This window comes from Streptomyces sp. SCUT-3, from assembly GCF_014083985.1.
Classification (GTDB): domain Bacteria; phylum Actinomycetota; class Actinomycetes; order Streptomycetales; family Streptomycetaceae; genus Streptomyces_H; species Streptomyces_H thermolineatus.
In genome coordinates, this window is sequence record NZ_CP046907.1 from 4,805,146 (window position 1) to 4,830,930 (window position 25,785).

22 protein-coding genes are annotated in these 25,785 nt (G+C 74.6%); 18 read left to right on the top strand and 4 right to left on the bottom strand.

The genetic code is table 11. From position 1 onward, the window contains the following. Window positions 1–40 precede the first annotated feature (40 nt). The 3 genes from GQS52_RS27965 to GQS52_RS21225 are packed head-to-tail and all read left to right on the top strand — an operon-like array spanning window position 41 to window position 2,214. The gene (locus tag GQS52_RS27965; RefSeq protein ID WP_259370896.1) at window positions 41–709 is read left to right on the top strand and encodes a class F sortase; all 669 of its coding nucleotides are present in this window, start codon (window positions 41–43) and stop codon (window positions 707–709) included. A 46-nt stretch (window positions 710–755) separates the two neighbouring features. Then, a complete protein-coding gene (locus GQS52_RS21220) occupies window positions 756–1,319 on the top strand; it encodes a sigma-70 family RNA polymerase sigma factor (protein WP_259370897.1) in 564 nt (187 codons plus the stop codon). Further along, complete coding sequence (locus GQS52_RS21225) at window positions 1,306–2,214, top strand: anti-sigma factor (RefSeq protein WP_182314936.1); 909 nt, start codon at window positions 1,306–1,308, stop codon at window positions 2,212–2,214. Before GQS52_RS21220 ends, GQS52_RS21225 begins: the two co-directional genes overlap by 14 nt. A 38-nt stretch (window positions 2,215–2,252) precedes the next feature. Here GQS52_RS21225 and GQS52_RS21230 read toward each other — a convergent pair whose 3' ends face one another. After that, window positions 2,253–2,885 carry a TIGR03085 family metal-binding protein gene (locus GQS52_RS21230; protein ID WP_182314937.1) on the bottom strand — a complete coding sequence of 211 codons (633 nt, stop codon included), beginning with the start codon at window positions 2,883–2,885 and terminating at the stop codon, window positions 2,253–2,255. A 20-nt stretch (window positions 2,886–2,905) separates the two neighbouring features. Then, complete coding sequence (locus GQS52_RS21235) at window positions 2,906–3,877, bottom strand: hypothetical protein (RefSeq protein WP_182314938.1); 972 nt, start codon at window positions 3,875–3,877, stop codon at window positions 2,906–2,908. Between the two features lie 132 nt (window positions 3,878–4,009). Here GQS52_RS21235 and hisI point away from each other — a divergent pair, with 132 nt between their 5' ends. The 13 genes from hisI (at window position 4,010) to GQS52_RS21300 (ending at window position 20,466) form a co-directional block, all read left to right on the top strand. Beyond that, window positions 4,010–4,375: a phosphoribosyl-AMP cyclohydrolase gene (hisI, locus tag GQS52_RS21240; RefSeq protein WP_182314939.1), complete on the top strand. Its 366-nt coding sequence runs from the start codon at window positions 4,010–4,012 to the stop codon at window positions 4,373–4,375. 129 nt (window positions 4,376–4,504) lie between these two features. Further along, window positions 4,505–6,022, top strand: coding sequence for an anthranilate synthase component I (locus tag GQS52_RS21245; protein WP_182314940.1), 1,518 nt, complete (start codon window positions 4,505–4,507; stop codon window positions 6,020–6,022). Window positions 6,023–6,302: 280 nt separating this feature from the next. Next, entirely contained in the window at window positions 6,303–6,884 is a 582-nt protein-coding gene (locus GQS52_RS21250) for a TIGR02234 family membrane protein (RefSeq protein WP_182316619.1), read from the top strand. A gap of 90 nt (window positions 6,885–6,974) precedes the next feature. After that, window positions 6,975–7,187, top strand: coding sequence for an HGxxPAAW family protein (locus GQS52_RS21255; protein WP_182314941.1), 213 nt, complete (start codon window positions 6,975–6,977; stop codon window positions 7,185–7,187). 181 nt (window positions 7,188–7,368) lie between these two features. Beyond that, the gene (locus tag GQS52_RS21260; RefSeq protein ID WP_259371171.1) at window positions 7,369–7,749 is read left to right on the top strand and encodes a DUF2752 domain-containing protein; all 381 of its coding nucleotides are present in this window, start codon (window positions 7,369–7,371) and stop codon (window positions 7,747–7,749) included. A 132-nt stretch (window positions 7,750–7,881) separates the two neighbouring features. Further along, window positions 7,882–8,691 carry an indole-3-glycerol phosphate synthase TrpC gene (trpC, locus tag GQS52_RS21265; RefSeq protein WP_182314942.1) on the top strand — a complete coding sequence of 270 codons (810 nt, stop codon included), beginning with the start codon at window positions 7,882–7,884 and terminating at the stop codon, window positions 8,689–8,691. 284 nt (window positions 8,692–8,975) lie between these two features. Beyond that, window positions 8,976–10,244 (top strand): tryptophan synthase subunit beta, encoded by a 1,269-nt coding sequence (gene trpB / locus GQS52_RS21270; protein WP_182314943.1) that lies wholly within the window; start codon window positions 8,976–8,978, stop codon window positions 10,242–10,244. Next, complete coding sequence (trpA, locus tag GQS52_RS21275; RefSeq protein WP_182314944.1) at window positions 10,241–11,059, top strand: tryptophan synthase subunit alpha; 819 nt, start codon at window positions 10,241–10,243, stop codon at window positions 11,057–11,059. The genes trpB and trpA overlap by 4 nt, the downstream gene beginning before the upstream one ends. A gap of 185 nt (window positions 11,060–11,244) precedes the next feature. Further along, on the top strand, window positions 11,245–12,009 hold the full coding sequence (locus GQS52_RS21280; protein ID WP_182314945.1) for a thioredoxin domain-containing protein: 765 nt from the start codon (window positions 11,245–11,247) through the stop codon (window positions 12,007–12,009). 89 nt (window positions 12,010–12,098) lie between these two features. Beyond that, a complete protein-coding gene (lgt, locus tag GQS52_RS21285) occupies window positions 12,099–13,202 on the top strand; it encodes a prolipoprotein diacylglyceryl transferase (protein ID WP_182314946.1) in 1,104 nt (367 codons plus the stop codon). A gap of 175 nt (window positions 13,203–13,377) precedes the next feature. Continuing rightward, window positions 13,378–14,130, top strand: coding sequence for a VIT1/CCC1 transporter family protein (locus GQS52_RS21290; RefSeq protein WP_182314947.1), 753 nt, complete (start codon window positions 13,378–13,380; stop codon window positions 14,128–14,130). 299 nt (window positions 14,131–14,429) lie between these two features. Beyond that, on the top strand, window positions 14,430–19,010 hold the full coding sequence (gene gltB, locus GQS52_RS21295) for a glutamate synthase large subunit (RefSeq protein WP_182314948.1): 4,581 nt from the start codon (window positions 14,430–14,432) through the stop codon (window positions 19,008–19,010). After that, on the top strand, window positions 19,003–20,466 hold the full coding sequence (locus tag GQS52_RS21300; RefSeq protein WP_182314949.1) for a glutamate synthase subunit beta: 1,464 nt from the start codon (window positions 19,003–19,005) through the stop codon (window positions 20,464–20,466). The genes gltB and GQS52_RS21300 overlap by 8 nt, the downstream gene beginning before the upstream one ends. Window positions 20,467–20,553: 87 nt before the next feature. Here GQS52_RS21300 and GQS52_RS21305 read toward each other — a convergent pair whose 3' ends face one another. Together GQS52_RS21305 and GQS52_RS21310 are read right to left on the bottom strand one after the other, a co-directional pair. Then, window positions 20,554–20,934: a VOC family protein gene (locus GQS52_RS21305; RefSeq protein WP_182314950.1), complete on the bottom strand. Its 381-nt coding sequence runs from the start codon at window positions 20,932–20,934 to the stop codon at window positions 20,554–20,556. A gap of 87 nt (window positions 20,935–21,021) precedes the next feature. Next, window positions 21,022–22,191: an amidohydrolase gene (locus tag GQS52_RS21310; protein WP_259370898.1), complete on the bottom strand. Its 1,170-nt coding sequence runs from the start codon at window positions 22,189–22,191 to the stop codon at window positions 21,022–21,024. Window positions 22,192–22,470: 279 nt separating this feature from the next. Between GQS52_RS21310 and pepN the strand changes: the two genes are divergently transcribed. Both pepN and GQS52_RS21320 read left to right on the top strand, forming a co-directional pair. Beyond that, window positions 22,471–24,909, top strand: coding sequence for an aminopeptidase N (pepN, locus tag GQS52_RS21315; RefSeq protein ID WP_346268278.1), 2,439 nt, complete (start codon window positions 22,471–22,473; stop codon window positions 24,907–24,909). Between the two features lie 91 nt (window positions 24,910–25,000). Then, window positions 25,001–25,714, top strand: coding sequence for an SIMPL domain-containing protein (locus tag GQS52_RS21320; protein ID WP_182314952.1), 714 nt, complete (start codon window positions 25,001–25,003; stop codon window positions 25,712–25,714). The last annotated feature ends 71 nt before the right edge of the window (window positions 25,715–25,785 follow it).

Consider the following 25,785-nt stretch of genomic DNA (forward strand, 5'->3'; position numbering starts at 1 on the left):
GGCCGCGCCGGCGCCCTCCCGGCGAGGGGAGTGACCGCCCATGCACGGCAAGGGACCCTGGTGGATCCTGCTGGCGGTGTGCACGACGGTGCTCCTGGCCACGGTCGCCACCGCCCTCGTCCCGCAGGCCCCGCCCGCCGAGTTCGGCAGCCGCCCGGCCGCTCCGGCCCCCGCGGCGCCGTCCGCGGCGGGCGCCCCGCCCCCGGCCCCGCCCTCCCCCTCGCCCGGGGCCGGTGCGGGGGCCCGGGCGGAGCCGGCCGCCGAGCCGGTCCGCCTGGGCATCCCCGCCGTGGGCCTGGAGGCGCGCGTCGTGCCGGTCGGCGTGGCCACGGACGGCACCGTGCAGGTCCCGCGGGACGCGCAGGAGGCCGGCTGGTACCGCCACGGCCCGGCCCCCGGATCGCCCGAAGGGTCCGCGGTCCTCGTCGGCCACGTCGACTCGCGCACCGGGGACCTGGGCGCCCTCGCGGCCCTGTACCGGGTCCGCGAGGGGGACGAGGTGACGGTGGGGCGCTCCGGCGCCGCACCGGTCCGCTACACGGTGACGGCGCGCACGCTGTACGACAGGGAGCGCCTCCCGGCCGGGGAGGTGTTCCGGCGCACGGGGGACCCGGTGCTCACCCTCGTCACCTGCGCGGCCCCCTACGACCGCGACCGCGGCGGCTACCTGCGCAACCTCGTCGTGTCGGCCATTCCGGTGAGCGGCTGACATGGCGCGGGGACCGCAGCGCGTGCCCGCGGCTACGCTGGCGACCGTGCCCGGAGCCTCCCCCGACGAGGAGCTGGCCGCCGGATTCGCCCGGGGCGACGAGTCGTGTCTCGCCGAGGCCTACCGGAGGTGGGGAACCCTCGTCCACACCATCGCCAGCCGTTCCCTCGGCGATCCCACGGAGGCCGAGGACATCACCCAGCAGGTCTTCGTCGGCGCCTGGCACGGCAGGTCCGGCTTCGCCCCCGACAGGGGGTCGCTGGCCGGCTGGCTTGTGGGCATCACCCGCCGCAAGGTCGCCGACGCCCTGGCCGCCCGGGCGCGCCGGGCACGCCAGGCGGAGCAGGCGGGGCAGGCCGCGGCGGCCGCCCCCGGGAGCGGCGACCCGCTCTGCGACCTCGTGGTCGACCGGGTCCTGGTCCTCGACGAGCTGTCCGCCCTCCCCGAACCGCAGCAGCAGATCCTCAGGCTCGCCTTCTACGATGACCTCACCCAGGCCCAGATCGCCCAGCGGCTGGGCCTGCCGCTGGGCACGGTAAAGAGCCACGTGCGGCGCAGCCTGGAACGGCTCAGACGCAGATTGGAGGTGGACGGCGGTGGAGCACACTGACCCCGCGATGCTCGCGGAACTCGCCCTGGGCGAGCCGTCCGCCGAGGAGGCCGTCCGGGCACGGCAGCACGTGCGCGAGTGCGAGCGGTGCGCCGCCGAACTCGAGGCGCTGGAACGCGTCGTGAGCGCGGCGCGCGACGCCTCGCCCGCCGACGCCCCCGTGGCCCCGCCCGCCGGCGTGTGGGAGGCCGTGGCCGCCGAGCTCGGCCTGGGGAAGGGACGGGAGGAGGAGGCCGCGGACGCCGCCCCGGCCGCCCGGCCAGGGACGGAACCGCGGATCCCACAGCCCCAGCCGGAGCCGCAGCCCTCGGAGTCAGTCGCGGCCGGCCCGGTCCCCCGGGTCCGGCCCGCGGGCCGGACCCGGGGGACCGGGCACGTGCCCGGCCCGGCCGGCGGACCGCAGCAGGCCCCCGCGGCGCCGCTCCGGCTCCCGGCGCAGGCCCGCCAGCCCCGGACCCGGCGCTCCGCGCTCCTGCTGGCCGCGGTCGCCCTGGCGGTCGGGGCCGCGCTGGGCAGCAGCGCCACCTGGTGGGCGACGGGCCGGGACACCGCCGTCGTCGCGGCCGGGGAGCGGTCGGTCCTCGGCCCCCTCGCCGTGAAACGCGCCGAGGGGACCGCGCAGGTGGCCGACCGCGAGGGCGGCGCCCGGCTGCTGAGGATCTCGGTCGACGGACTCCCGCCCACCAAGGGCTACTTCGAGGTGTGGCTGATGGACCGCTCGCACACCAGGCTCGTCTCCCTCGGCACCCTGGGGCCCGACGGGTCGGCCGTCCTGCCGCTGCCGGACAACGTGGACTTCGCCGAGTACACCCTGGTGGACGTCTCGGACCAGCCCTTCAACGGCAGCCCGGAGCACTCCGGCAGGAGCGTGGTGCGCGGCCCGCTGCGCCTGTAGGGCACGGCGGGCCGCAGCACGCACCGGGTCGGGGGGCGTCAGATGCCGAGGTCGGCGTCGAGGAGGCGGGCCACCGCGTCCTTGTCGCCCCTGGTCTCCACCCGGGCCTCGGAGGTGCGGCCGAAGGCGAACAGGACCAGCTCGCCCGGCTCGCCGGTGACCGTGACCACCGGGGCGCCGCGGTGGGCCACGGCGGTCCGCCCGTCGGGGCGGCGCAGCACCAGGCCCACCGGGGACTTGCGGCCCAGCACCCGGGCCATCCTCTCCAGGCGCGTCCACAGCGCGTCGGCGAGGACCGGGTCCGGTTCGCGCGGGGTCCAGCCGGGCCGGGCCCGCCGCACGTCCTCGGCGTGGACGTAGAACTCCACCGTGTTCGCGGCCTCGTCCACCTGCTTGAGGGCGTACGGGGAGAAGCGGGGCGGGCCGGTGCGGATCAGCCGCAGCAGCTCGTCGTAGGGCTTGGCCGCGAACTCCTTCTGCACCCGTTCCAGACGGGCGGCCAGGGCTGGGATCACCAGGCCGCCCGCCGCGTCGGCGCGGCGTTCGCGCACCACGAGGTGGGCGGCCAGGTCCCGGGTGGTCCAGCCCTCGCACAGCGTGGGCGCGTCCGGACCCGCACCCTCCAGGAGATCGGCCAGCAGCAGACGTTCGCGTCGGGCATGAGTCGACATGCCGTCAGCGTACGTCCGTACTAGAGGGGAAGGGGGGAGGTGAGCTTGGGACCGTCCTGCTTGTTGCTCAGGGTCAGCGCGCACGCGACGTGGTCCTTGCCGCTGAGCTCGTAGGTGAGGAGCCTCGGGGAGATCACGTACGAGTAGTAGGTGCGGCCGTCCGTCAGCTTGTCGACGGTCGCCCGGGCGACCGGGTCGCACAGTTCGAACGCCTTGTCCTGCAGTTCGTCCTCGGTGTCGAACGAGCCGGTGAGCGTCTTGGTGCCGACCACCTCGCCGTCGTGGGAGGAGCCGCAGGGGACCTTCTCGATCTCGCTCACGCCGCTGTCCAGCGACGGGTCGTCGAAGCAGTCGCCGGTGTCGAGCCGGATGTAGGGCAGGTAGCTCTCGGAGGCCCCGGGCGTGGGCAGGGAGGTCGGCCAGTCGTCCGGGCTGCTCGCCTCCGGCGACGGCCCGTCCGTGGGCAGGCCGGTCTCCGAGGCCGACGCGCTCGGGGCGACGACCGGGTCGGGATCCTCCTCGGAGCCACCCACCAGCAGCAGGCCGCCGACGATCACCGCCAGCACCACCACCACGCCGATGACGACCGCCGCGGCCTTGGCGCCCCCACCGCCCCCGCCCCCGCCGCCGGGCGGCGGCCCCTGCGGCGGCCAGGGCCCGCCGGGCGGCACGCCCTGTCCGTAGCCGCCCTGGTTGTATCCGCCCTGTCCGTATCCGCCCTGGTTGTCGTAGCCCCCGGGGCCGCCTTGGCCGCCGTGGGCACCCTGCCCGCCGTATCCGCCGGGCGGCGCCCCGTACCCGCCGGGCGCCCCGTACCCGCCGGGGTCCGCGGGGGCGGGCGGCCCGCCGGGACCGGGGTAGCCGTAGCCGCCGGGCGGGGGCGCGCCGGCGGGACCGCCGACGGCGGGCGGTCCGAAACCCTGGGGAGGCCCGAAGCCCCCGCCCTGCTGCGGAGGCTGGCCCTGGTCCGGTGGCGGCGGAGGAACGCTCATAGCCCGAAAGCATGCCCCATCCGGCCGACAGCGGGATCCCCGGGCGGTCCCCGCGCGCACTACTGTGACCGAACGCTGACACACGGGAACCGCCCGTCCGGGAGCGGCCCGCCGACCGGGCACAATGGCTGCATGTCCGTACCCGCACGCCCCTCCGGTCTCGACCCCGCCGTCGCCTCCCGCCTCAAGCGGAACGCCGACGGCCTCTTCCCCGCCGTCGCCCAGCAGTACGACACCGGGGAGGTGCTCATGCTCGGCTGGATGGACGACGAGGCCCTGCACCGCACCCTCACCACCGGCCGCTGCACCTACTGGAGCCGCAGCCGCAACGAGTACTGGGTCAAGGGGGACACCTCCGGCCACGTGCAGCTGGTGAAGTCGGTCGCCCTGGACTGCGACGGCGACACCGTCCTGGTCAAGGTCGACCAGACCGGCGCAGCCTGCCACACCGGCGACCGCACCTGCTTCGACGCCGACGTCCTCCCACTCGGCCGCTGACCGTCCGGCCGCCGGCCGCCCGGGGGCCGAGTGCCCGGGGGCCGGCCGTCCGGCGGCCGAGTGCCCGGGGCCGTCCGGCGGCCGGACAGCACCCGGCGAACCGGCCCGGAGGGCCTAAGCTGTGCGCCCATGAGCACGGGCACCGTCATCCCCGACCTGCAGACCTTCCGCACGCTCGCCCGCGACCGCCGGGTCGTCCCGGTCACCCGGCGGTTCCTGGCGGACGGCGACACCCCGGTCGGCCTCTACCGCAAACTCGCGGCCGAGCGCCCCGGCACCTTCCTGCTGGAGTCGGCGGAGAACGGGCGCACCTGGTCCCGCTACTCCTTCGTCGGCGTCCGCAGCGCCGCCACCCTCACCGAGGACGGCGGACAGGCCCGCTGGCTGGGCACGCCCCCCGTCGGCGTCCCCACCGACGGCGACCCGCTGCAGGCCCTGCGCGCCACCCTCCAGGCCCTGCACACCCCCCGCGACCTGCACGCCGGCGGCACACTCCCGCCGTTCACCGGCGGCATGGTCGGCTACCTGGGCTACGACGTCGTCCGCCGCCTGGAGAAGGTCGGCGACAGCGCCGAGGACGACCTGCGCCTGCCCGAGCTGACCATGCTCCTGGCCACCGACCTCGCGGTGCTCGACCACCGGGACGGCACGGTCCTGCTGATCGCCAACGCGATCAACCACGACGCCCAGGACACCGGCGTCGACGAGGCGTACGCCGACGCCGTCGCCCGCCTGGACGCGATGGCCGCCGACCTGGCCCGCCCCACCGACGCCCGCCCCGCGGCACTGAGCCCCTCCGACGCCCCGGAGTTCACCGCCCGCTGGGGCGGGAAGGCGTACCAGGACGCGGTGGAGGAGATCAAGGAGCGGATCAGGGCGGGCGAGGCGTTCCAGGTCGTCCCCTCGCAGCGCTTCGAGGCCCCCTGCCCCGCCCCCGCGCTCGACGTCTACCGGGTGCTGCGGGCCACCAACCCCAGCCCCTACATGTACCTGTTCCGGTTCGACGGCTTCGACGTCGTCGGCTCCAGCCCCGAGGCGCTGGTCAAGGTCGAGGACGGCCGGGCGATGCTGCACCCCATCGCCGGCACCCGGCCGCGCGGCCTCACCCCGCAGCACGACGCCGACCTGGCCGCCGAACTCCTCGCCGACCCCAAGGAGCGCGCCGAGCACCTGATGCTCGTCGACCTCGGCCGCAACGACCTGGGCCGGGTCTGCGAGCCCGGCAGCGTCGAGGTCGTGGACTTCATGTCGGTCGAGCGCTACAGCCACGTCATGCACATCGTCTCCACGGTCACCGGCCGCATCGCCCCGGGGCGCACCGCGTTCGACGTGCTCACCGCCTGCTTCCCGGCCGGCACCCTCTCCGGCGCGCCCAAGCCGCGCGCCCTGCAGATCATCGAGGAGCTCGAACCCGTCCGCCGCGGCCTGTACGGGGGCTGCGTCGGCTACCTGGACTTCGCCGGGGACTCCGACACCGCCATCGCCATCCGCACCGCGCTGCTGCGCGACGGGACGGCGTACGTCCAGGCCGGCGCGGGGGTCGTCGCCGACTCCGACCCGGTGGCCGAGGACACCGAGTGCCGCAACAAGGCCACCGCCGTCCTGCGCGCCGTGGCCACGGCGAGCGCTCTCGAACCGCTGCGCTGACCGGGGACCGGCCGGACCGGACCAGAGCGGGCCGGTGCGGGCCGGTGCGGGCGGTGCGTCCGGTGCGGGCGGGGGCGGGTGGGAGCCGGCCGCCCGGCTGGGCGATAGTGGGGGTGTGAGTGCCGCTCCCGAACCCCGTCCCGCCGACGGGACCCCTGCAGGGGCCCCCGCCGAGTCCGCCGCCGACACCGGCCCCGCCGCCGGAGACCCCGCCGCCGGAGACCCCGCCGCCGGGCCCCCGTCCGCGACCGCCCGGGCCGGCCGGGCCGGGCGCCGCAGCCTGGCGGCCGCCTGGGCGCTGGGCGTCGCCGGGGCCGCGCTCGCCTTCTTCGCCGCGGGCCGGACCTGGGCCGAGGGCACGGTGGCCCTGGCCACCGGGAGCACGCGGGTCGCCGTCGAGGGGCAGGACGTGACCGCGGTGCCCTCGGCCATGGCGCTCGTCGGCCTCGCCGCGCTGGTCGCCGTCATGGCCACCCGGCGGGCCGGCCGCCTCCTGGTCTCCGCGCTCCTCGCGTTCGCCGGCGCCGCGGCCCTCGTCACCGCCCTGCTCGGCGCCGGTGACACCGCGGCCCTGGAGGCGGAGGCCGCCCGGGCCGCGGGCCTGACCGCCGTCGAGGTCACCGCCGTCGCCCGCACCGCCTGGCCGTGGGCCGCCGCGGCCGGCGGTGCCCTGCTGCTCGCGGCCGGCCTGCTGGCCGTGCTGCGCGGCCGCCTGTGGCCGGGCATGTCCAGCCGCTACGACGCCCCCGGCGCCGCCGGGGCGAAGGCGCGCCGCGGCTTTGCCGCCGTCGTGGACCCCGAGCGGCCCGAGGACGTCTGGAAGGCACTGGACCGCGGCGAGGACCCCACCGACACGGCCTGAGACCCCCTGTCGTACTCCTGCGGGGCGGTCGGCGACAATGGGCCGTGACAGCCCGCCGGGCATCATGAGCACTGAACTTGGGAGCTATTCATGGCCGGAAACAACCACGGACACACCACTGCCGCCTGGACCGGTGTGACCATCTGCTTCATCGGCTTCCTCGTCGCGGGTGCCGCCGTGGTGATCGCGCAGCCGATGCTGATGTGGGTCGGTGTGGCCGTCTGCCTGCTCGGCGGTGTCGTGGGCAAGGCGATGTCGATGGCGGGCCTGGGCCAGCCGCACGAGGCCCGGAAGAAGAGCTGAATCAGGGAGCACCGCGCCGTGGTGCGCCCGCGCCCGAGGCGGCGCGGCGCCGGGGAGTCCTCCCCGGACGCTGCGCCGTCGCCCGTCCCCGGGGGAGAATCCGAGCGTGACCCACACCACTGAGACCACCGGCCCCGCCGCCGCACCCGCTCCGGGCGCGGGACGCGGCCCCGCCCGCCGCCTGCTCGCGCCCGCCGCGACACTGGCCGGCGTGGCCGCCGCGTTCGCCTACGTCGCGGCCGTGGACCCCAACCAGCCCGGCCACTACCCCGGCTGCCCCCTGCTGGAACTGACCGGCATCTACTGCCCCGGCTGCGGGGGGCTGCGCAGCGCCCACGCCTTCGCCCACGGGGACCTCCCGGCCGCCTTCGGCGCCAACGCCGTCGCGGTCGTCGGCTACTTCCTGTTCGCCGCGCTGTGGTCGGTGTGGGTCTGGCGGGCCGCGCGCGGACGCACCTTCGCCCTCGCGCTGCGGCCCGCGCACTGGTGGGCGGTCGGGACCGTGGTGCTGGTCTTCAGCGTGGTCCGGAACCTGCCGTTCGGGTCGGCCCTGGCACCGTGACGACCGCCGCCGCGGCAGCTTCTGTCCAGCTTGTGGGACCGTGCGCCGCTGAATGATGGGTGTGCGCGGTTCGCCGGATACCATCGGCGGTGCCTGCGCTTTCCCGCCACTTTGCCGACAGGAGGAGCCCGCGTGAGTGTGCTCGACGAGATCATCGACGGAGTCCGTGCCGACCTCGCCGAGCGACAGGCGCGCGTCTCCCTCGAGGAGCTCAAGGAGCGGGCCGCCAAGGCTCCCCGGGCCAAGGACGGCGTGGCCGCCCTGCGCGGTGACAGCGTCAAGGTGATCTGCGAGGTCAAGCGGTCCAGCCCCTCCAAGGGCGCGCTGGCCGCGATCGCCGACCCGGCGGGCCTGGCAGCGGACTACGAGGCGGGCGGCGCGGCCGTCATCAGCGTTCTCACCGAGCAGCGCCGCTTCGGGGGGTCGCTCGCCGACCTGGAGGCGGTGCGCGCCAAGGTCGACATCCCCGTCCTGCGCAAGGACTTCGTCGTCACCTCCTACCAGCTGTGGGAGGCCCGCGCGTACGGCGCCGACCTGGTCCTGCTGATCGTCGCCGCGCTCGGGCAGGAGGCCCTGGTCTCGCTGATCGAGCGCGCCCGGTCGATCGGTCTCACCCCCCTCGTCGAGGTGCACGACGAGGAGGAGGCGGAGCGGGCCGTCGCCGCCGGGGCGCGGATCATCGGCGTCAACGCCCGCAACCTCAAGACCCTCGAGGTGGACCGCGGCAACTTCGCCCGGGTGGCCCCCGAGATCCCGGACGGCATCGTCAAGGTCGCCGAGTCCGGGGTGCGCGGCCCGCACGACCTGATCGCCTACGCCAACGAGGGCGCCGACGCCGTGCTCGTCGGCGAGTCCCTGGTCACCGGCAGGGACCCCAAGGCCGCCGTGGCCGACCTCGTCGCCGCCGGCGCCCACCCCGCGCTGCGCCACGGGCGGGGCTGACCGCACCGCCATGCCCCCGCACGCACCGCTGCCGGCCCCGGCCGCCGGCCTCGCCGCACCGATGCGCTGTGCGCCGCCGCGCTCCCTGAGGGGATGCCGGGCGCCGGCGCGCCGCGTGCTGGGCCGCCGCGTGCGCTACCACATCGGCTGCGAACCGGGACAGATCAACGGGCGGCGATGGCAGGGCTGAGCGCCCCGCGCCGGTTCCCCCGGGCCGCCCGGCCCGGTGGGGACCGGTGAGAACGCCCACGTCACCCGTTCCCTGTTCACCGGGAGTCAGTTTCATGTCCACCGACTTCTTCCTGCCCGACCCCCTGGGCCTGGTGCCCGACCCCGGGGGCTACTTCGGTGCCTTCGGCGGCAAGTTCGTGCCCGAGGCCCTGGTCGCCGCGATCGACGAGGTCGCGGTGGAGTACGCCAGGGCCAAGGCCGATCCGGAGTTCGCCGCCGAGCTCAACGACCTGCTGGTCAACTACACCGGCCGCCCCAGCCCGCTCACCGAGGCGAAGCGGTTCGCCGAGCACGCCGGCGGAGCCCGGGTCTTCCTCAAGCGCGAGGACCTCAACCACACCGGCTCGCACAAGATCAACAACGTGCTCGGCCAGGCGCTGCTGACCAAGCGCATCGGCAAGACGCGGGTGATCGCCGAGACCGGCGCCGGGCAGCACGGCGTGGCCACCGCGACCGCCTGCGCGCTGCTGGGCCTGGAGTGCACCGTCTACATGGGCGAGATCGACACCGAGCGCCAGGCGCTCAACGTCGCCCGCATGCGCATCCTCGGCGCCGACGTCGTCGCGGTGGCCTCCGGCAGCCGCACCCTCAAGGACGCCATCAACGAGGCGTTCCGCGACTGGGTGGCCAACGTCGACCACACCCACTACCTGTTCGGCACGGTCGCCGGCCCGGCGCCGTTCCCGGCGATGGTCCGCGACTTCCACCGGGTGATCGGCGTCGAGGCCCGCCGCCAGATCCTCGAGCGCACCGGCCGGCTGCCCGACGCGGTCGCCGCCTGCGTCGGCGGCGGCTCCAACGCCATCGGCATCTTCCACCCCTTCATCGAGGACGAGGGCGTGCGCCTGGTCGGCTTCGAGGCGGGCGGCCACGGGGTGGAGTCCGGCGAGCACGCGGCCACCCTGACCGCCGGCGACCCCGGCATCCTGCACGGCTCCCGCTCCTACGTCCTCCAGGACGACGAGGGGCAGATCACCGAGCCGTACTCGATCTCGGCGGGCCTGGACTACCCCGGCATCGGCCCGGAGCACGCCTGGCTCAAGGACTCCGGCAGGGCGGAGTACCGCCCGGTCACCGACGCCCGGGCCATGGAGGCCCTGCGGCTGCTGTCCCGCACCGAGGGCATCATCCCGGCGATCGAGTCCGCCCACGCCCTGGCCGGGGCGCTGGAGCTGGGGCGGGAGCTGGGCCCCGAGGGCCTGCTGCTGGTCAACCTCTCCGGCCGGGGCGACAAGGACATGGACACCGCGGCCCGCTACTTCGGGCTGTACGACGAGGCCCCCGCGGACGCGGACGGCGGCAAGGGGGGCGAGGGCCGGTGAGCGGCAACGTCGAACTGCTGGACAACGTGCTGGCCGCGGCCCGGAGCGAGAACCGCGCGGCCCTGGTGGGCTACCTGCCGGCCGGGTTCCCGACGGTGGACGGCGGCGTCGCGGCGGTCACCGCGCTCGTCGAGGGCGGCTGCGACGTCGTCGAGGTCGGCCTTCCGCACAGCGACCCGGTGATGGACGGCCCGGTCATCCAGACCGCCGACGACATCGCCCTGCGCGGCGGGGTCCGCATCGCCGACGTGATGCGGACGGTGCGCGAGGCCCACGCGGCCACCGGCGCCCCGGTGCTGGTGATGACCTACTGGAACCCGGTGGACCGCTACGGCCCCGAGCGGTTCGCGGCCGAGCTGGCCGAGGCCGGCGGGGCGGGCTGCATCCTGCCCGACCTGCCGGTCGAGGAGTCCGCGGCCTGGCGGAAGGCGGCCGCCGAGCACCACCTGGCCACCGTCTTCGTCGTCGCGCCCTCCTCGCGTCCCGAGCGGCTGGCCAGGATCACCGCGGCCGGCAGCGGCTTCGTCTACGCGGCCTCGCTGATGGGCGTCACCGGCACCCGCGAGAGCGTGGGGAACGAGGCGGCCGAGCTGGTGGAGCGCACCCGCGCCACCACCGGCCTGCCGGTCTGCGTCGGCCTGGGCGTCTCCAACGCCGAGCAGGCCGCGGAGGTGGCGCTCTTCGCCGACGGCGTCATCGTCGGCTCCGCCTTCGTCAAGCTCCTCCTGGAGGCCGGGGACGACCTGGACACCGGGCTGGAGCGGGTGCGGGAGCTGGCGGCGGACCTGGCCAAGGGCGTGCGCTCGCGCACCTAGCGGGACCCGCCGCGGGCCGGGGACGGCCCGCGGCCCCCACGTGCGGCGGGCGGCCGCAGGCACCGGTGCCTGCGGCCGCCCGCCGCGTGCGCGGGGACCGGGAGGACCAGGAGGCGTGTCCTTCGTTCGGGTGGTCCTGCCGCCGTGGTGCGTGGACTTGTCCGCCCGCCGTCGTTGGGCAGCCAGTGAGCCAGAAGAACCGTGACGGTAAGCGCGGCGCCCGTGAGCGCCTCCAGGAGCAGCGGCAGCAGGAGGCGGCCCGGGCCAAGCGAAGGCGGACGCTCGTGGCGGCCGCGGTGGTGGCGGGGGTCCTCGCCGTCGCCGCGGCGGTCGGGGTGGTGGTCGCCAACACCGGCGGGGAGGACGAGGGGCCGGTCGCCTCGCCGAAGGGCGCCGGGGGCGAGAACGGCCTCGTCCTGTCGAAGGGGCGGGCCGACGCTCCGGCGACCCTGACCGTGTACGAGGACTTCCGCTGCCCGGCCTGCAAGCAGTTCGAGGACACCTACCGCTCGACGATCGACTCGCTGGTGAAGTCCGGGGACCTCAGGGTGGACTACCACCTGGTGACGATCATCGACGGCAACGTGGGCGGCCAGGGGTCGACGCGGGCCGCCAACGCCGCCGCCTGCTCGCAGGACGCCGGGCACTTCCCCGAGTACCACGACGTGCTCTTCGCCAACCAGCCGCCGGAGACGGAGGACGCGTTCGCCGACAACGGCCGCCTGCTGAAACTGGCCGGAAAGGTGGACGGCCTGCGGAGCGGCGCCTTCGACTCGTGCGTCGAGAAGGGCACCTACGAGGACTGGGTGGCCCGGTCCAGCAGCACCCTCACCGACGACGGCTACAACTCCACGCCCACCGTGCTGCTCGACGGCAAGGACGTCTACTCGGGCGGCAGGCTGACACCGGAGTCGTTGAGGAAGCAGGTCGAGGACGCGGCCCGCTCCTGAACCGGGCCCGGCCCGGACCACTGCCGTTACCCACCCGTTGCCGGGGGTGCTGCCGCAGCGCCCCGCGGCACGGTAGCGTCGTCGGTGCCATGGACTCCCTCGCATTCATCCCCAGCCCCTCGACCGGGGTCCTCTACCTCGGTCCGGTCCCGCTGCGCGGCTACGCGTTCTGCATCATCCTCGGCGTCTTCGTGGGCGTCTGGCTCGGCGGCAGGCGCTGGGTCGCCCGCGGCGGCCTGCCGGGAACGGTCGCGGACATCGCGGTGTGGGCCGTGCCGTTCGGCCTCGTCGGCGGGCGGCTGTACCACGTCATCACCTCGTACGAGCTCTACTTCGGCGAGGGCCGCAACTGGGTCGACGCCTTCAAGATCTGGGAGGGCGGCCTCGGCATCTGGGGCGCGATCGCGCTCGGCGCGGTCGGCGCCTGGATCGGCTGCCGCCGGCGGGGCATCCCGCTGCCCGCCTACGCGGACGCGCTGGCCCCCGGGATCGCCCTCGCCCAGGCGCTCGGCCGCTGGGGCAACTGGTTCAACCAGGAGCTGTACGGCCGCCCGACCACGCTGCCCTGGGCGCTGGAGATCGACGAGGCGCACCGCCCCTTCGAGACGCCCGAGCTGGCCACCTACCACCCGACGTTCCTGTACGAGTCGCTGTGGTGCGTCGGCGTCGCGCTGCTGGTGATCTGGGCCGACCGCAGGTTCCGCCTCGGCCACGGCCGGGCGTTCGCCCTGTACGTCGCGGCCTACACCGTCGGCCGGTTCTGGATCGAGTACATGCGGGTCGACGACGCGCACCACATCCTCGGCCTGCGGCTGAACAACTGGACCAGCATCGTGGTCTTCCTCGGTGCCGTGGTCTACATGGTGCTCTCGGCCCGCAAGCGGCCCGGCCGCGAGGAGGTCGTCGAACCGGCCGCGGTCGCCGCGGCGGGAGCCGGCGCACCGGAGGCGGGCGCCGGGAAGGCCTCCGGAGAGGAGACGTCGGACACAGTCGCGGGCACCGGGGACGAGCCGGACGCCGAGTCCGGCAGCAAGTCCGGTGCCGGGGCCGACGAGTCCGGCAGCAAGCCCGACGCCGGGTCCGGCAAGGAGACGGCCGCAGACAAGCCCGTCGACAAGCCCGTCGACAAGCCCGCGGACAAGGCCGCGGACACGGCGGACAGCAAGGCCGGAGCGGACAGCAGCCGCGCCTGACACCCCGGACCGCACACCTTCCGCGGCCGCCGCGCCCCCACCGGGCACGGCGGCCGCCGCGCTGTCCGGGAGGGGCCGGGGGAGCGGTGCGGGAGGGGCCGAAGGAGGGATGCGGGCAGGTTCGGCCAGCCTTCCCTTGCTGGAAAGAGAAGTTCTTCGTGCATATCTTCAGGTCATGAGCATCGTCACGGGCAGTGAAGCGGCAGGGCCGGCCGGACCGGAGAAGGAGGCCCGCGCGGAAGTGCACCACGCCCACCGGGACGTCAACGGCGGCTGGCTGCGGCCGGCCGTCTTCGGGGCGATGGACGGCCTGGTCTCCAACCTCGCGCTGATCAGCGGCGTGGCCGGCGGCCGGGTCTCCTCCTCCACCATCGTGCTCACCGGCCTGGCCGGACTCGCCGCGGGCGCCTTCTCCATGGCGGCCGGCGAGTACACCTCGGTCGCCTCCCAGAGGGAGCTGGTCGAGGCCGAGCTGGACATCGAGCGGCGGGAGCTGCACCGCAATCCCGAGGGGGAGCTGCGCGAGCTGGCGGAGCTGTACGAGGCGCGCGGGGTGGAGCCGGAGCTGGCGGCCGAGGTGGCCCGGCAGCTCACCCGCGAGCCCGAGCAGGCGCTGGAGATACACGCCCGCGAGGAGCTGGGGGTGGACCCCACGGACATGCCCTCGCCGCTGGTGGCGGCCGGCTCGTCCTTCGCGGCCTTCGCCGTGGGGGCGCTGCTGCCGCTGCTGCCCTACCTGCTGGGGGCGACCCAGCTGTGGCCTGCGGTCGCCCTGTCGCTGGCCGGGCTGTTCGGCTGCGGGGCGGTGGTGGCGAGGATCACGGCGCGCAGCTGGTGGTTCAGCGGCCTGCGGCAGCTCCTCCTGGGCGCGGCCGCGGCCGGGGTCACCTTCTTCGTGGGGTCCCTGTTCGGCGCCACCGTCGGGTGAGGCGCGGCTCTCGCCGCGCCGCCGCGGCGAGAGCCGCACCACTTTTGTTACCCGCCGGTTTCGGCGGTCTTTCCGCCGGGAATCAGTCGATGGCGCCACGGGCAGCGTTGCCCGCCGGGCGCACCGGCCGGCCGGGCGCAGCCCCCGGAGCGGCCTTGGCACCCCCTCCGTGTCCACATGGTGGAATCGGGTATCCGTTCTCCGGTACTTCGACCATCATGTAACCTGCAAGAAATAGCACCGGGCCAGCGTCGTCCCAGTTGCATCTGTCATATGCCGCGACGACGACGGGAGAGCCGATGCGTTCCGCGTCCACGCACTCCGTGCCCGAGACCTTCCCCGGTCGGGCACACATGGACGGGCGCCCCGCGCCTCAGGGGATGTACGACCCCCGCAACGAGCACGACGCCTGCGGCGTCGGCTTCGTGGCCACCCTCACCGGCGAGGCCGACCACGCGCTCGTGGAGCAGGCCCTGACGGTCCTGACCAACCTCGAACACCGCGGGGCCACCGGGGCCGAGCCCGACTCGGGCGACGGCGCCGGAATCCTCGTCCAGGTCCCGGACGCGTTCCTGCGCGAGACCGCCGGGTTCGAACTCCCCGCCGCCGGCGCCTACGCCGTGGGCATCGCCTTCCTCCCGGTCGGTGACGACGACTGCGACAAGGCCAAGGACGCGATCGAGGGCATCGCCGCCGAGGAGAAGCTGGCCGTGCTCGGCTGGCGCGAGGTCCCGGTCGCCCCGGGCATCCTGGGCGCCACCGCCCGCTCGACCATGCCCCGCTTCGAGCAGCTCTTCGTCGCCGACGCCGAGGGCGCCCGCACCGGCCTGGAGCTGGACCGGGTCGCCTTCGTGCTGCGCAAGCGCGCCGAGCGCGAGGCCGACGTCTACTTCCCGTCGCTGTCCGCGCGGACCATGGTCTACAAGGGCATGCTGACCACCGGGCAGCTGGAGCCGTTCTTCCCCGACCTGTCCGACGAGCGGTTCGCCACCGCCATCGCCCTGGTCCACTCGCGGTTCTCCACCAACACCTTCCCGAGCTGGCCGCTGGCCCACCCGTACCGGTTCGTCGCCCACAACGGCGAGATCAACACCGTCATGGGCAACCGCAACTGGATGCGGGCCCGCGAGTCCCGCCTCGCCAGCGATCTCATCCCCGGCGACCTGGACCGCATCTTCCCCGTCTGCACCCCCGGCGCCTCCGACTCCGCCTCCTTCGACGAGGTCCTGGAGCTGCTGCACCTGGGCGGGCGCTCCCTGCCCCACAGCGTGCTGATGATGATCCCCGAGGCGTGGGAGAACCACGACTCGATGGACCCGGCCCGCCGCGCGTTCTACGAGTACCACTCCACGATCATGGAGCCCTGGGACGGCCCGGCCTGCGTCACCTTCACCGACGGCACCCTCGTCGGCGCGGTCCTGGACCGCAACGGCCTGCGCCCCGGCCGCTACTGGGTCACCGACGACGGCCTGGTCGTCCTCTCCTCCGAGGTCGGCGTCCTGGACATCGACCCGGCCAGGGTCGTCCGCAAGGGCCGCCTGCAGCCCGGCCGCATGTTCCTCGTCGACACCGCCGAGCACCGCATCGTCGAGAACGACGAGATCAAGGCGCAGCTCGCCGCCGAGAACCCCTACCAGGAGTGGCTGGACGCCGGCCTGGTCGGCATCGACGAGCTGCCCGAGCGCGAGCACATCGTGCACACCCACGCCTCGGTCACCCGCCGCCAGCAGACCTTCGGGTACACCGAGGAGGAGCTGCGCGTCATCCTCACCCCGATGGCGAAGGCCGGCGCGGAGCCGATCGGCTCCATGGGCACCGACTCGCCCATCGCCGCGCTCTCCGAGCGCCCCCGGCTGCTCTTCGACTACTTCACCCAGCTGTTCGCGCAGGTCACCAACCCGCCGCTGGACGCCATCCGCGAGGAGCTCGTCACCTCGCTGGTCTCGGTCGTCGGACCGCAGGGCAACCTGCTCGTCCCCGCCCCGGCTTCCTGCCGCAGCGTCACCCTGCCGTTCCCGGTGATCGACAACGACGAGCTGGCCAAGCTCATCCACATCAACGCCGACGGCGACATGCCCGGCATGAAGTCCGCCACCCTCTCCGGCCTGTACCGCGTCGCCGGCGGCGGCGAGGCCCTGGCCGCCCGGCTGGCCGAGATCTGCGCCGAGGCGGACGCCGCCATCGAGGCCGGCGCCCGGATCATCGTGCTCTCCGACCGGCACTCCGACGCCGAGCACGCCCCGATCCCCTCGCTGCTGCTGACCTCCGCGGTCCACCACCACCTGATCCGCACCAAGCAGCGCACCGACGTCGGCCTGATCGTCGAGGCCGGCGACGTCCGCGAGGTGCACCACGTGGCGCTTCTCGTCGGCTACGGCGCCGCCGCGGTCAACCCCTACCTGGCCATGGAGTCGGTGGAGGACCTCGTCCGGGCCGGCACCTTCCTGACCGGCATCGAGCCCGAGACCGCGATCCGCAACCTGATCAAGGCCCTGGGCAAGGGCGTGCTGAAGGTGATGTCCAAGATGGGCATCTCCACCGTCGCCTCCTACCGCGGCGCCCAGGTCTTCGAGGCCGTCGGCCTGGACCAGGAGTTCGTCAACACCTACTTCCACGGCACCGCCACCAAGATCGGCGGCGTCGGCCTGGACGTGGTCGCGGCCGAGGTCGCCGCCCGGCACGCCAAGGCCTACCCGGCCTCCGGCATCGCCGCGGCCCACCGCCGCCTGGACATCGGCGGCGAGTACCAGTGGCGCCGCGAGGGCGAGCCGCACCTGTTCGACCCGGACACCGTCTTCCGCCTGCAGCACGCCACCCGCACGCGCCGCTACGACATCTTCAAGCAGTACACCGCGCGGGTGAACGAGCAGTCCGAGCGCCTGATGACGCTCCGCGGCCTGTTCGGCTTCAAGGCCGGCGAGCGCACCCCCGTCCCGATCGACGAGGTCGAGCCGGTCTCCGCGATCGTCAAGCGGTTCTCCACCGGCGCGATGTCCTACGGGTCCATCTCGCAGGAGGCCCACGAGACCCTCGCTGTCGCCATGAACCGGCTGGGCGCCAAGTCCAACACCGGCGAGGGCGGCGAGGACCCCGACCGCCTGTACGACCCGGCCCGCCGCAGCGCCATCAAGCAGGTCGCCTCCGGCCGCTTCGGCGTCACCAGCGAGTACCTGGTCAACGCGGACGACATCCAGATCAAGATGGCCCAGGGCGCCAAGCCCGGCGAGGGCGGCCAGCTGCCCGGCCACAAGGTCTACCCGTGGGTCGCGAAGACCCGGCACTCCACCCCGGGCGTCGGCCTGATCTCCCCGCCGCCGCACCACGACATCTACTCCATCGAGGACCTCGCCCAGCTCATCCACGACCTGAAGAACGCCAACCCGTCGGCCCGCATCCACGTGAAGCTGGTCTCCGAGGTCGGCGTCGGCACGGTCGCGGCGGGCGTGTCCAAGGCCCACGCGGACGTCGTCCTGATCTCCGGCCACGACGGCGGAACCGGCGCCTCCCCGCTGACCTCCCTCAAGCACGCGGGCGGCCCCTGGGAGCTCGGCCTCGCCGAGACCCAGCAGACCCTGCTGCTCAACGGCCTGCGCGACCGCATCGTGGTGCAGACCGACGGCCAGCTCAAGACCGGCCGCGACGTCGTGATCGCCGCCCTGCTCGGCGCCGAGGAGTTCGGCTTCGCCACCGCGCCCCTGGTCGTCTCCGGCTGCGTCATGATGCGCGTGTGCCACCTCGACACCTGCCCGGTCGGCATCGCCACCCAGAACCCGGTGCTGCGCGAGCGCTACGCCGGCAAGGCCGAGCACGTGGTGAACTTCTTCGAGTTCATCGCCGAGGAGGTCCGCGAGCTCCTCGCCGAGCTCGGCTTCCGCTCTATCGAGGAGGCCGTCGGCCACGCCGAGCTGATCGACACCGGCCGCGCGATCGACCACTGGAAGGCCCAGGGCCTGGACCTGGCACCGCTGCTGCACGTGCCCGACCTGCCCGCCGGCGCCGCCCGCCACCAGGTCGTCGGCCAGGACCACGGACTCGACAAGGCCCTGGACAAGCAGCTCATCGAGCTCGCCGCCGACGCCCTGGAGAACGGCAACCCGGTGCGCGCCCAGGTCAAGGTGCGCAACACCAACCGCACGGTCGGCACCATGCTCGGCCACGAGGTGACCAAGCGGTACGGCGGGGCGGGCCTGCCCGAGAACACCGTCGACATCACCTTCACCGGGTCCGCCGGCCAGTCCTTCGGCGCCTTCGTGCCCAAGGGCGTCACCCTGCGCCTGGAGGGCGACGCCAACGACTACGTCGGCAAGGGCCTGTCCGGCGGCCGGATCGTCGTCCGCCCGGACCGCGCGGCCGACCACCTGGCCGAGTACTCCACCATCGCCGGCAACACCATCGGCTACGGCGCCACCGGCGGCGAGATCTACCTGCGCGGCCGCGTGGGCGAGCGCTTCTGCGTCCGCAACTCCGGCGCCACGGTCGTCGCCGAGGGCGTGGGCGACCACGGCTGCGAGTACATGACCGGCGGACGCGCCGTCGTCCTGGGCGAGACCGGCCGCAACTTCGCGGCCGGCATGTCCGGCGGCATCGCCTACGTGCTCGACCTCGACCCGGACAACGTCAACACCGGCATGGTCGACGTCGAGGCCCTCGACGCCGCCGACATCCAGTGGCTGCACGACGCGGTGCGCCGCCACAAGGAGGAGACCGGCTCCACCGTCGCCGAGAAGCTGCTCGCCGACTGGGGAACCACCCTCACCCGCTTCGGCAAGATCATGCCGAGGGACTACAAGGCAGTGCTCGCCGCCAAGGACGCCGCCGAGCTGGCCGGGCTCTCCGAGTCCGACACCGTTGCGAAGATGATGGAGGCGGCACATGGCTGACCCGAAGGGATTCCTCACCACGCCGCAGCAGCACTGCGAGCGCCGCCCGGTCGAGGAGCGCAAGCAGGACTGGAACGAGGTCTACGTCCCCGGCGGGCTGCTGCCCATCATCACCGAGCAGGCCGGCCGCTGCATGGACTGCGGCATCCCGTTCTGCCACAACGGCTGCCCGCTGGGGAACCTCATCCCCGAGTGGAACGACTACGCCTGGCGCGGTGACTGGAAGGCCGCCATCGAGCGGCTGCACGCCACCAACAACTTCCCGGAGTTCACCGGGCGGCTGTGCCCGGCCCCGTGCGAGTCGGCCTGCGTCCTGGGCATCAACCGGGACCCGGTGACCATCAAGAACGTCGAGGTCACCATCATTGACAAGGCGTGGGACAACGGCGACGTCGCCCCGCAGCCCCCCGAGCGCCTGTCCGGCAAGACCGTCGCCGTCATCGGCTCCGGCCCCGCCGGCCTGGCAGCCGCCCAGCAGCTCACCCGCGCCGGGCACACCGTGGCGGTGTACGAGCGCGCCGACCGCATCGGCGGCCTGCTGCGCTACGGCATCCCCGAGTTCAAGATGGAGAAGCGGCACATCAACCGCCGCATCGAGCAGATGCGCGCGGAGGGCACCAAGTTCCGCACCGGCGTGCAGGTCGGCACCGACATCGACGGCGACCGGCTCAAGCGCCGCTACGACGCGGTCGTCATCGCCGCCGGCGCCACCCAGTGGCGCGACCTGCCCGTGCCCGGGCGCGAGCTCAAGGGCGTCTACCAGGCCATGGAGTACCTGCCCCTGGCCAACAAGGTCCAGGAGGGCGACTACGTCACCCCGCCGGTCTCGGCCGAGGGCAAGCACGTGGTCGTCATCGGCGGCGGCGACACCGGCGCGGACTGCGTCGGCACCGCCCACCGCCAGGGCGCGGCCTCGGTCACCCAGCTCGAGATCATGCCGCAGCCGTCGGAGACCCGGCCCGCGCACCAGCCCTGGCCGACCATGCCGATGACCTACAAGGTCACCTCGGCCCACGAGGAGGGCGGCGAGCGCGTCTACGCCGTCAGCACCACCCACTTCGAGGGCGACGAGGACGGCAACGTCCAGTTCCTGCACCTGGTCGAGGTCGAGTTCAAGGACGGGAAGTTCGAGCCCAAGCCCGGCACCGGGCGGAGGATCCCCGCGCAGCTGGTCACCCTGGCCATGGGCTTCACCGGCACCGACCGGAAGAACGGCCTGGTCGAGCAGCTCGGCCTGGAGCTGGACAACCGCGGCAACATCGCCCGCGACGGCAACTACGCCACCAACGTCGACGGCGTCTTCGTCGCCGGCGACGCCGGCCGCGGCCAGTCGCTGATCGTGTGGGCCATCGCCGAGGGACGCTCCGCCGCCAAGGCGGTGGACGCCTACCTCACCGGCACCCCCAGCACCCTCCCGGCCCCGATCCGCCCCACCGACCGCCCCCTGACGGTCTGACGGCGGGACCCCGCCCGCGACACGCCGACGGCGCCCGGCAGCACCCGCTGCCGGGCGCCGTCGGCGTCCGCACGGCCGTGTCCCCGCTCAGCCCTGCCCGTAGCACAGGCAGAACGGGTGCCCGGCCGGATCGGCGAAGACCCGGAAACCGCGCTTCTCCCCGCCGCTGTCGTGCAGGAACACCGCCCCCAGGGCGAGCACCTGCTCCTGCGCCCGCTCCACGTCCTCGCGCGTGTCCACCTCGAGGTCCAGGTGCATCTGCTGCGGGTGCGCGGAATCCGGCCACTGCGGCGGGACGTGGTCGGGGGCCTTCTGGAACGCCAGGGGAGTGGTGCCGTCCCCGCCGGCCAGCGTCACCCACGACTCGTCGAGCTCCTTCAGCTCCCAGCCCAGGATCTGCTGGTAGAAGCGGCCCAGGGCGGCCGGGTCCGGACAGTCGATCACCATCACCTGCATCTTCGCGATCATCCGGCCAGTCTCACGCCCCCGCGCGGCACGCTCAACCGCCCGGCGCAGGCCTGGCCGAAAAGCGGCGCCCGGCCCCGGGAAGCCCCCTCAGCCGCGCAGCGCCAGGTAGTGCGCCCGGCGCTGCGGGTCACAGGCCAGCTCCACCGCGGCGAACGCCATCGCCAGCGCCCCCGCCCGCACCGCGTCGTCCGCCGCCGCGCCGCCCGCCAGCTCGGCGAACCGCGGCGTGTGCGGATCCGCGTCCGCCCCCGCCAGCCCCAGGTGCGGATGGATCGCCGGCAGCGCGTGCGTCACGTTGCCCATGTCCGTCGACGCGCCCAGCCGCCGCGGCCCGGCCGGAGGCGCCGGCACCTCCCGGCCCGCCGCGGCCAGGCCCCGCGCGTACGCGCCCATCAGCCACTCGTCGTTGCGCAGGTCCAGGTAGTCCGGCTGCGTCGCCCGCACCTCCACCCCGCACCCCGTGGCCGTCGCCGCCCCCCGGAAGCAGTTCAGCACCCGCTCCCTGGCCACGGACAGCTCCGCGGCCGTCGGCGTGCGCACCTCGTACTCCAGCACCGTCCGGTCCGGCACGATGTTCGTCCGCTCGCCCCCGTGCCGCACGATCCCCGCCACCCGGTACCCGTCCGGCAACTGCTGCCGCAGCTGGCCCACCGCGACCTGCGCCACCACCGCCGCGTCCCCCGCGTTGACCCCCAGGTGCGGCGCCAGCCCCGCGTGCGCCGCCCGCCCCGTGAACACCACCTCGAAACGGGCCACCGCCGTCGTCGACGACCGCGGGTCCACGTCGTCGGCCCGCCCCGGGTGCACCATCATCGCCACCGTCACGTCGTCGAAGACGCCCGCCTCCAGCATCAGGGCCTTGCCCCCGCCCTCCTCCTCGGCCGGCGTGCCCAGCAGCTTCACCCGCAGCCCCAGCTCGTCCGCCACCGCCGACAGCCCGACCGCCGCCCCGGCCCCCGCCGCGCAGATCACGTTGTGCCCGCACGCGTGCCCCAGCCCCGGCAGCGCGTCGTACTCCGCGCACACCCCCACCGTCAGGTCCCCCGAACCGCACACCGCGGTCAGCGCCGTCGGAAGCCCCGCGACCCCCCGCTCCACCGCGAACCCCGCACCCTCCAGCAGGCCGCCCAGCCGCTCCGCGGCCCGCACCTCCCCGAACGCCGTCTCCGGATCCGCGTGCAGGGCCCGCGCCAGCCCCACCAGCCGCCCCTCGTACCCGGCCAGCCGCTCCACGACCCGCTCCCGGAACCGGACCACGGAAGAAGACCCCGACGACCCCGACGACCCCGACGGCCCCGACACTGAAGACCCCGACACTGAAGACATCGCACCCGTCCCTCTCGCACGGCCCCGTTCCACCGGTTCCCAGCCTGCCCCAAACCCCGCTGCGACCGGCAACCGCATGCGGCAGCATGAGCCCATGCCAGCACTCACCCGCGCCGAGGCGGCCGAACGGGCCCGCATCCTCGACGTCCGCAGCTACACCGTCGACCTCGACCTCACCGGGGCGAGGAGACCTTCGGATCCACCACCACGATCCGCTTCACCTGCGCCGAGCCCGGCGCCACCACCTTCCTCGACGTCAAGCCCGGCCGCCTGCACCGCGCGGTCCTCAACGGCCGGGACGTCGACCCCGCCACCTGGCACGACGGCCGCCTCCCCCTGCCCGCCCTCGCCGCCGACAACCTCCTGCACATCGAGGCGGACATGCGCTACTCGCACACCGGCGAGGGCATGCACCGCTTCACCGACCCCGCCGACGGCCGCACCTACCTCTACAGCCACTGCTTCCTCGACGAAGCCCCCCGCATCTTCGCCGCCTTCGACCAGCCCGACCTCAAGGCCGCCTTCCACCTCACCGTCACCGCACCCGAGGACTGGACCGTCCTGGCCAACGGCACCACCACCCGCACCGCCCCCGGCCGCTGGCACGCCGCCCCCACCCCGCCCGTCAGCACCTACCTGTTCGCCGTCGCCGCCGGCCCCTACCACACCGTCCGCGCCGAACACGCCGGGCTGCCCCTGGGCCTGCACTGCCGGCGCTCACTCGCCCCCCACCTCGACGCCGACGCCGACGAGATCCTCGACATCACCCGCCGCTGCCTCGACCGCTACCACGAGATCTTCGACGAGCCCTACCCCTTCGACTCCTACGACCAGGCGTTCGTCCCCGAGTTCAACCCCGGCGCCATGGAGAACCCCGGCCTGGTCACCTTCCGCGAGGAGTACGTCTTCCGCTCCGCCGTCACCGACACCGAGCGCCAGACCCGCGGCGTCACCATCGCCCACGAGATGGCCCACATGTGGTTCGGCGACCTCGTCACCATGCGCTGGTGGGACGACCTGTGGCTCAACGAGTCCTTCGCCGAGTACATGGGCTACCGCGTCCTCGCCGAGACCACCCGGCACACCGGCACCTGGACCGAGTTCGCCGCCTCCCGCAAACCCTGGGGGTACGACGCCGACCAGCGCCCCTCCACCCACCCCGTCGCCCCCGACGACGTCCCCGACACCGCCGCGGCCCTGCTCAACTTCGACGGCATCTCCTACGCCAAGGGCGCCTCCGCCCTGCGCCAGCTCGTCGCCCTGCTCGGCGACACCGCCTTCCTCGCAGGCGTCAACGACCACTTCGCCCGCCACCGCTTCGCCAACGCCTCCCTCGCCGACCTCCTCGACTCCCTCACCCGCGCCTCCGGCCACGACGTCCACGCCTGGGCCCGGGCCTGGCTGCGCACCACCGGCGTCGACACCCTGCGCGCCGAACCCGCCGCCGACGGCACTGTCCGCGTCGTCCGCGACGGCACCCGCCCCCACCGCATCACCGTCGCCACCCACACCCGGCCGGCCCTCCCCGGCACCCCCGGGAGCACCGGCACCACCCGCGCCACCCGCACCACCGCCACGGGCACCCTCGACGACACCACCCCCGCCCTGGACCTGCCCGCCCCCGCCGGCCCCGCCGGAACCGCGCTGCTGCTGCCCAACGCCGGCGACCTCACCTACGCCAAGATCCGCCTCGACCCGGACTCCTGGACCACCGCCACCCGGTCCCTCGGCGAACTCCCCGACCCCCTCGACCGCGCACTGCTGTGGACCTGCGCCCGCGACATGGTCCGCGACGGCGAACTCGCCCCGGCCGACTACCTCGACCTGGCGTCCCGCCACCTCCCCGCCGAGACCGACACCTCCGTCATCGCGGGCGTCCTCGCCTTCGCCCGGGGCCCCCTCGCCGACACCTACCTCCACCCCGGCTCCCGTCCCCGCGCCCTCGCCGGCATCGGCGCCGTCTGCCTCCGCCTCCTGGACCGCACCGCCGCGGCCGAGGACGGCACCGGCGGACGGACCGGCGGCGACACCGCGGGCGTGCGCCTCAGCGCCGTCAGAGGGATCGTCGACGCCGCCCTCACCGAGGAGGACACCGCCCGGCTGCGCGAATGGCTCACCGACGGCCGCGTCCCCGGCGGACCCCCGCTCGACCCCGAACTGCGCTGGAGGACCCTCCTGCGCCTGTGCGTCCTCGGCGCCGCGGGAGAGGACGACATCGCCGCCGAACTCCGCCGCGACCCCAGCGCCACCGGTCACGAGGGCGCCGACCGCTGCCGCGCCGCCCTCCCCGACCCCCGGGCCAAGGACGCCGCCTGGAAAGCCCTCTTCGAGCACGACGAACTCTCCAACTACCGGCTCGTCGCAACCGCCCAGGGCTTCTGGCAGCCCGAGCAGGCCGACATCCTCGCCGCCCGGGTCCCCCACTACTTCCCCGCCGCCACCGAGGCCGCGGCCCGCAGGGGAGCCGCCGTCGCCGAGGCCCTCGGCCGCCACGCCTTCCCCGCCCACGCAGTCCACCCCGACACCCTCGCCGCCGGGGAGAAGTGCCTGCACGACGGCGGCACCGTCCCCGCCCTGCGCCGCGCGCTCGCCGACCGGCTCGACGACCTGAGCCGCGCCCTCGACATCCGCACCCGCCACCCGCACTGACCGGCCCGCCCCGGCCGGGGCGCACCCCCGGCCGGGGGTGCGCCCCGGCCGGGCGGCCGGCCCGCCCGTCCACCTCTCACGGAAGGCCCCCATGACCCACCCGCACGACACCGCCCCCGCACCCGACCCCCGCGTCAGCGTCCACGGCGAGGCCCACCTCGAGGTCGAACCCGAACTCGCCCGCATCGGCATCGTCGTCACCGCCCGCGGCACCGACCGCCGCCACACCCTCGACGACCTCACCCGCCGCAACAGCCGCTGCCTCGAACTCCTCCGCGGCTACGGGGACGCCGTCGAGTCGATCGAGAGCGGCGCCCTCCACGTCGCCCCCGAACTCGCCAAAGGACGCGGCGAACGCGTCCGCGCCCACCACGGCAGCGTCCGCATCAACGCCACCGTCACCGACTTCTCCGTCCTCGGAGAACTCACCACCCGCCTCGGCGACCTCGAACTCACCCACGTCAGCGGACCCTGGTGGTCGCTGCGCCCCGACAGCCCCGCCCACCGCCGCGTCCGCCAACAGGCGGTCCAGGAGGCCGTCCGGCGCGCCCGCGAGTACGCCGAAGCCCTCGGCTCCCGCCTCCTGACCCTCACCGAACTCGCCGACCCCGGAGCCGAAACCCCCTACGCGCCCAGGGCCGCCGGCTTCGCGCCCGCGCCCGCCGGGGCCGCCCGCGGCCTCGCGGCCGAACCCGCCCCCCTCGACCTCGAACCCCAGCGGCAGACCGTCCGAGCCCGCGTCACCGCCCGCTTCACCATGACCCCGCCCGACCTCGGCGCACCGGCCGGACAGCAGCCCGGCTGACGGACCGACGGCCCCGGCCGCACCGCACCGCCCCCCGGGGCCGGAAGGACCGCGGCCGGGCCCACGCTCCG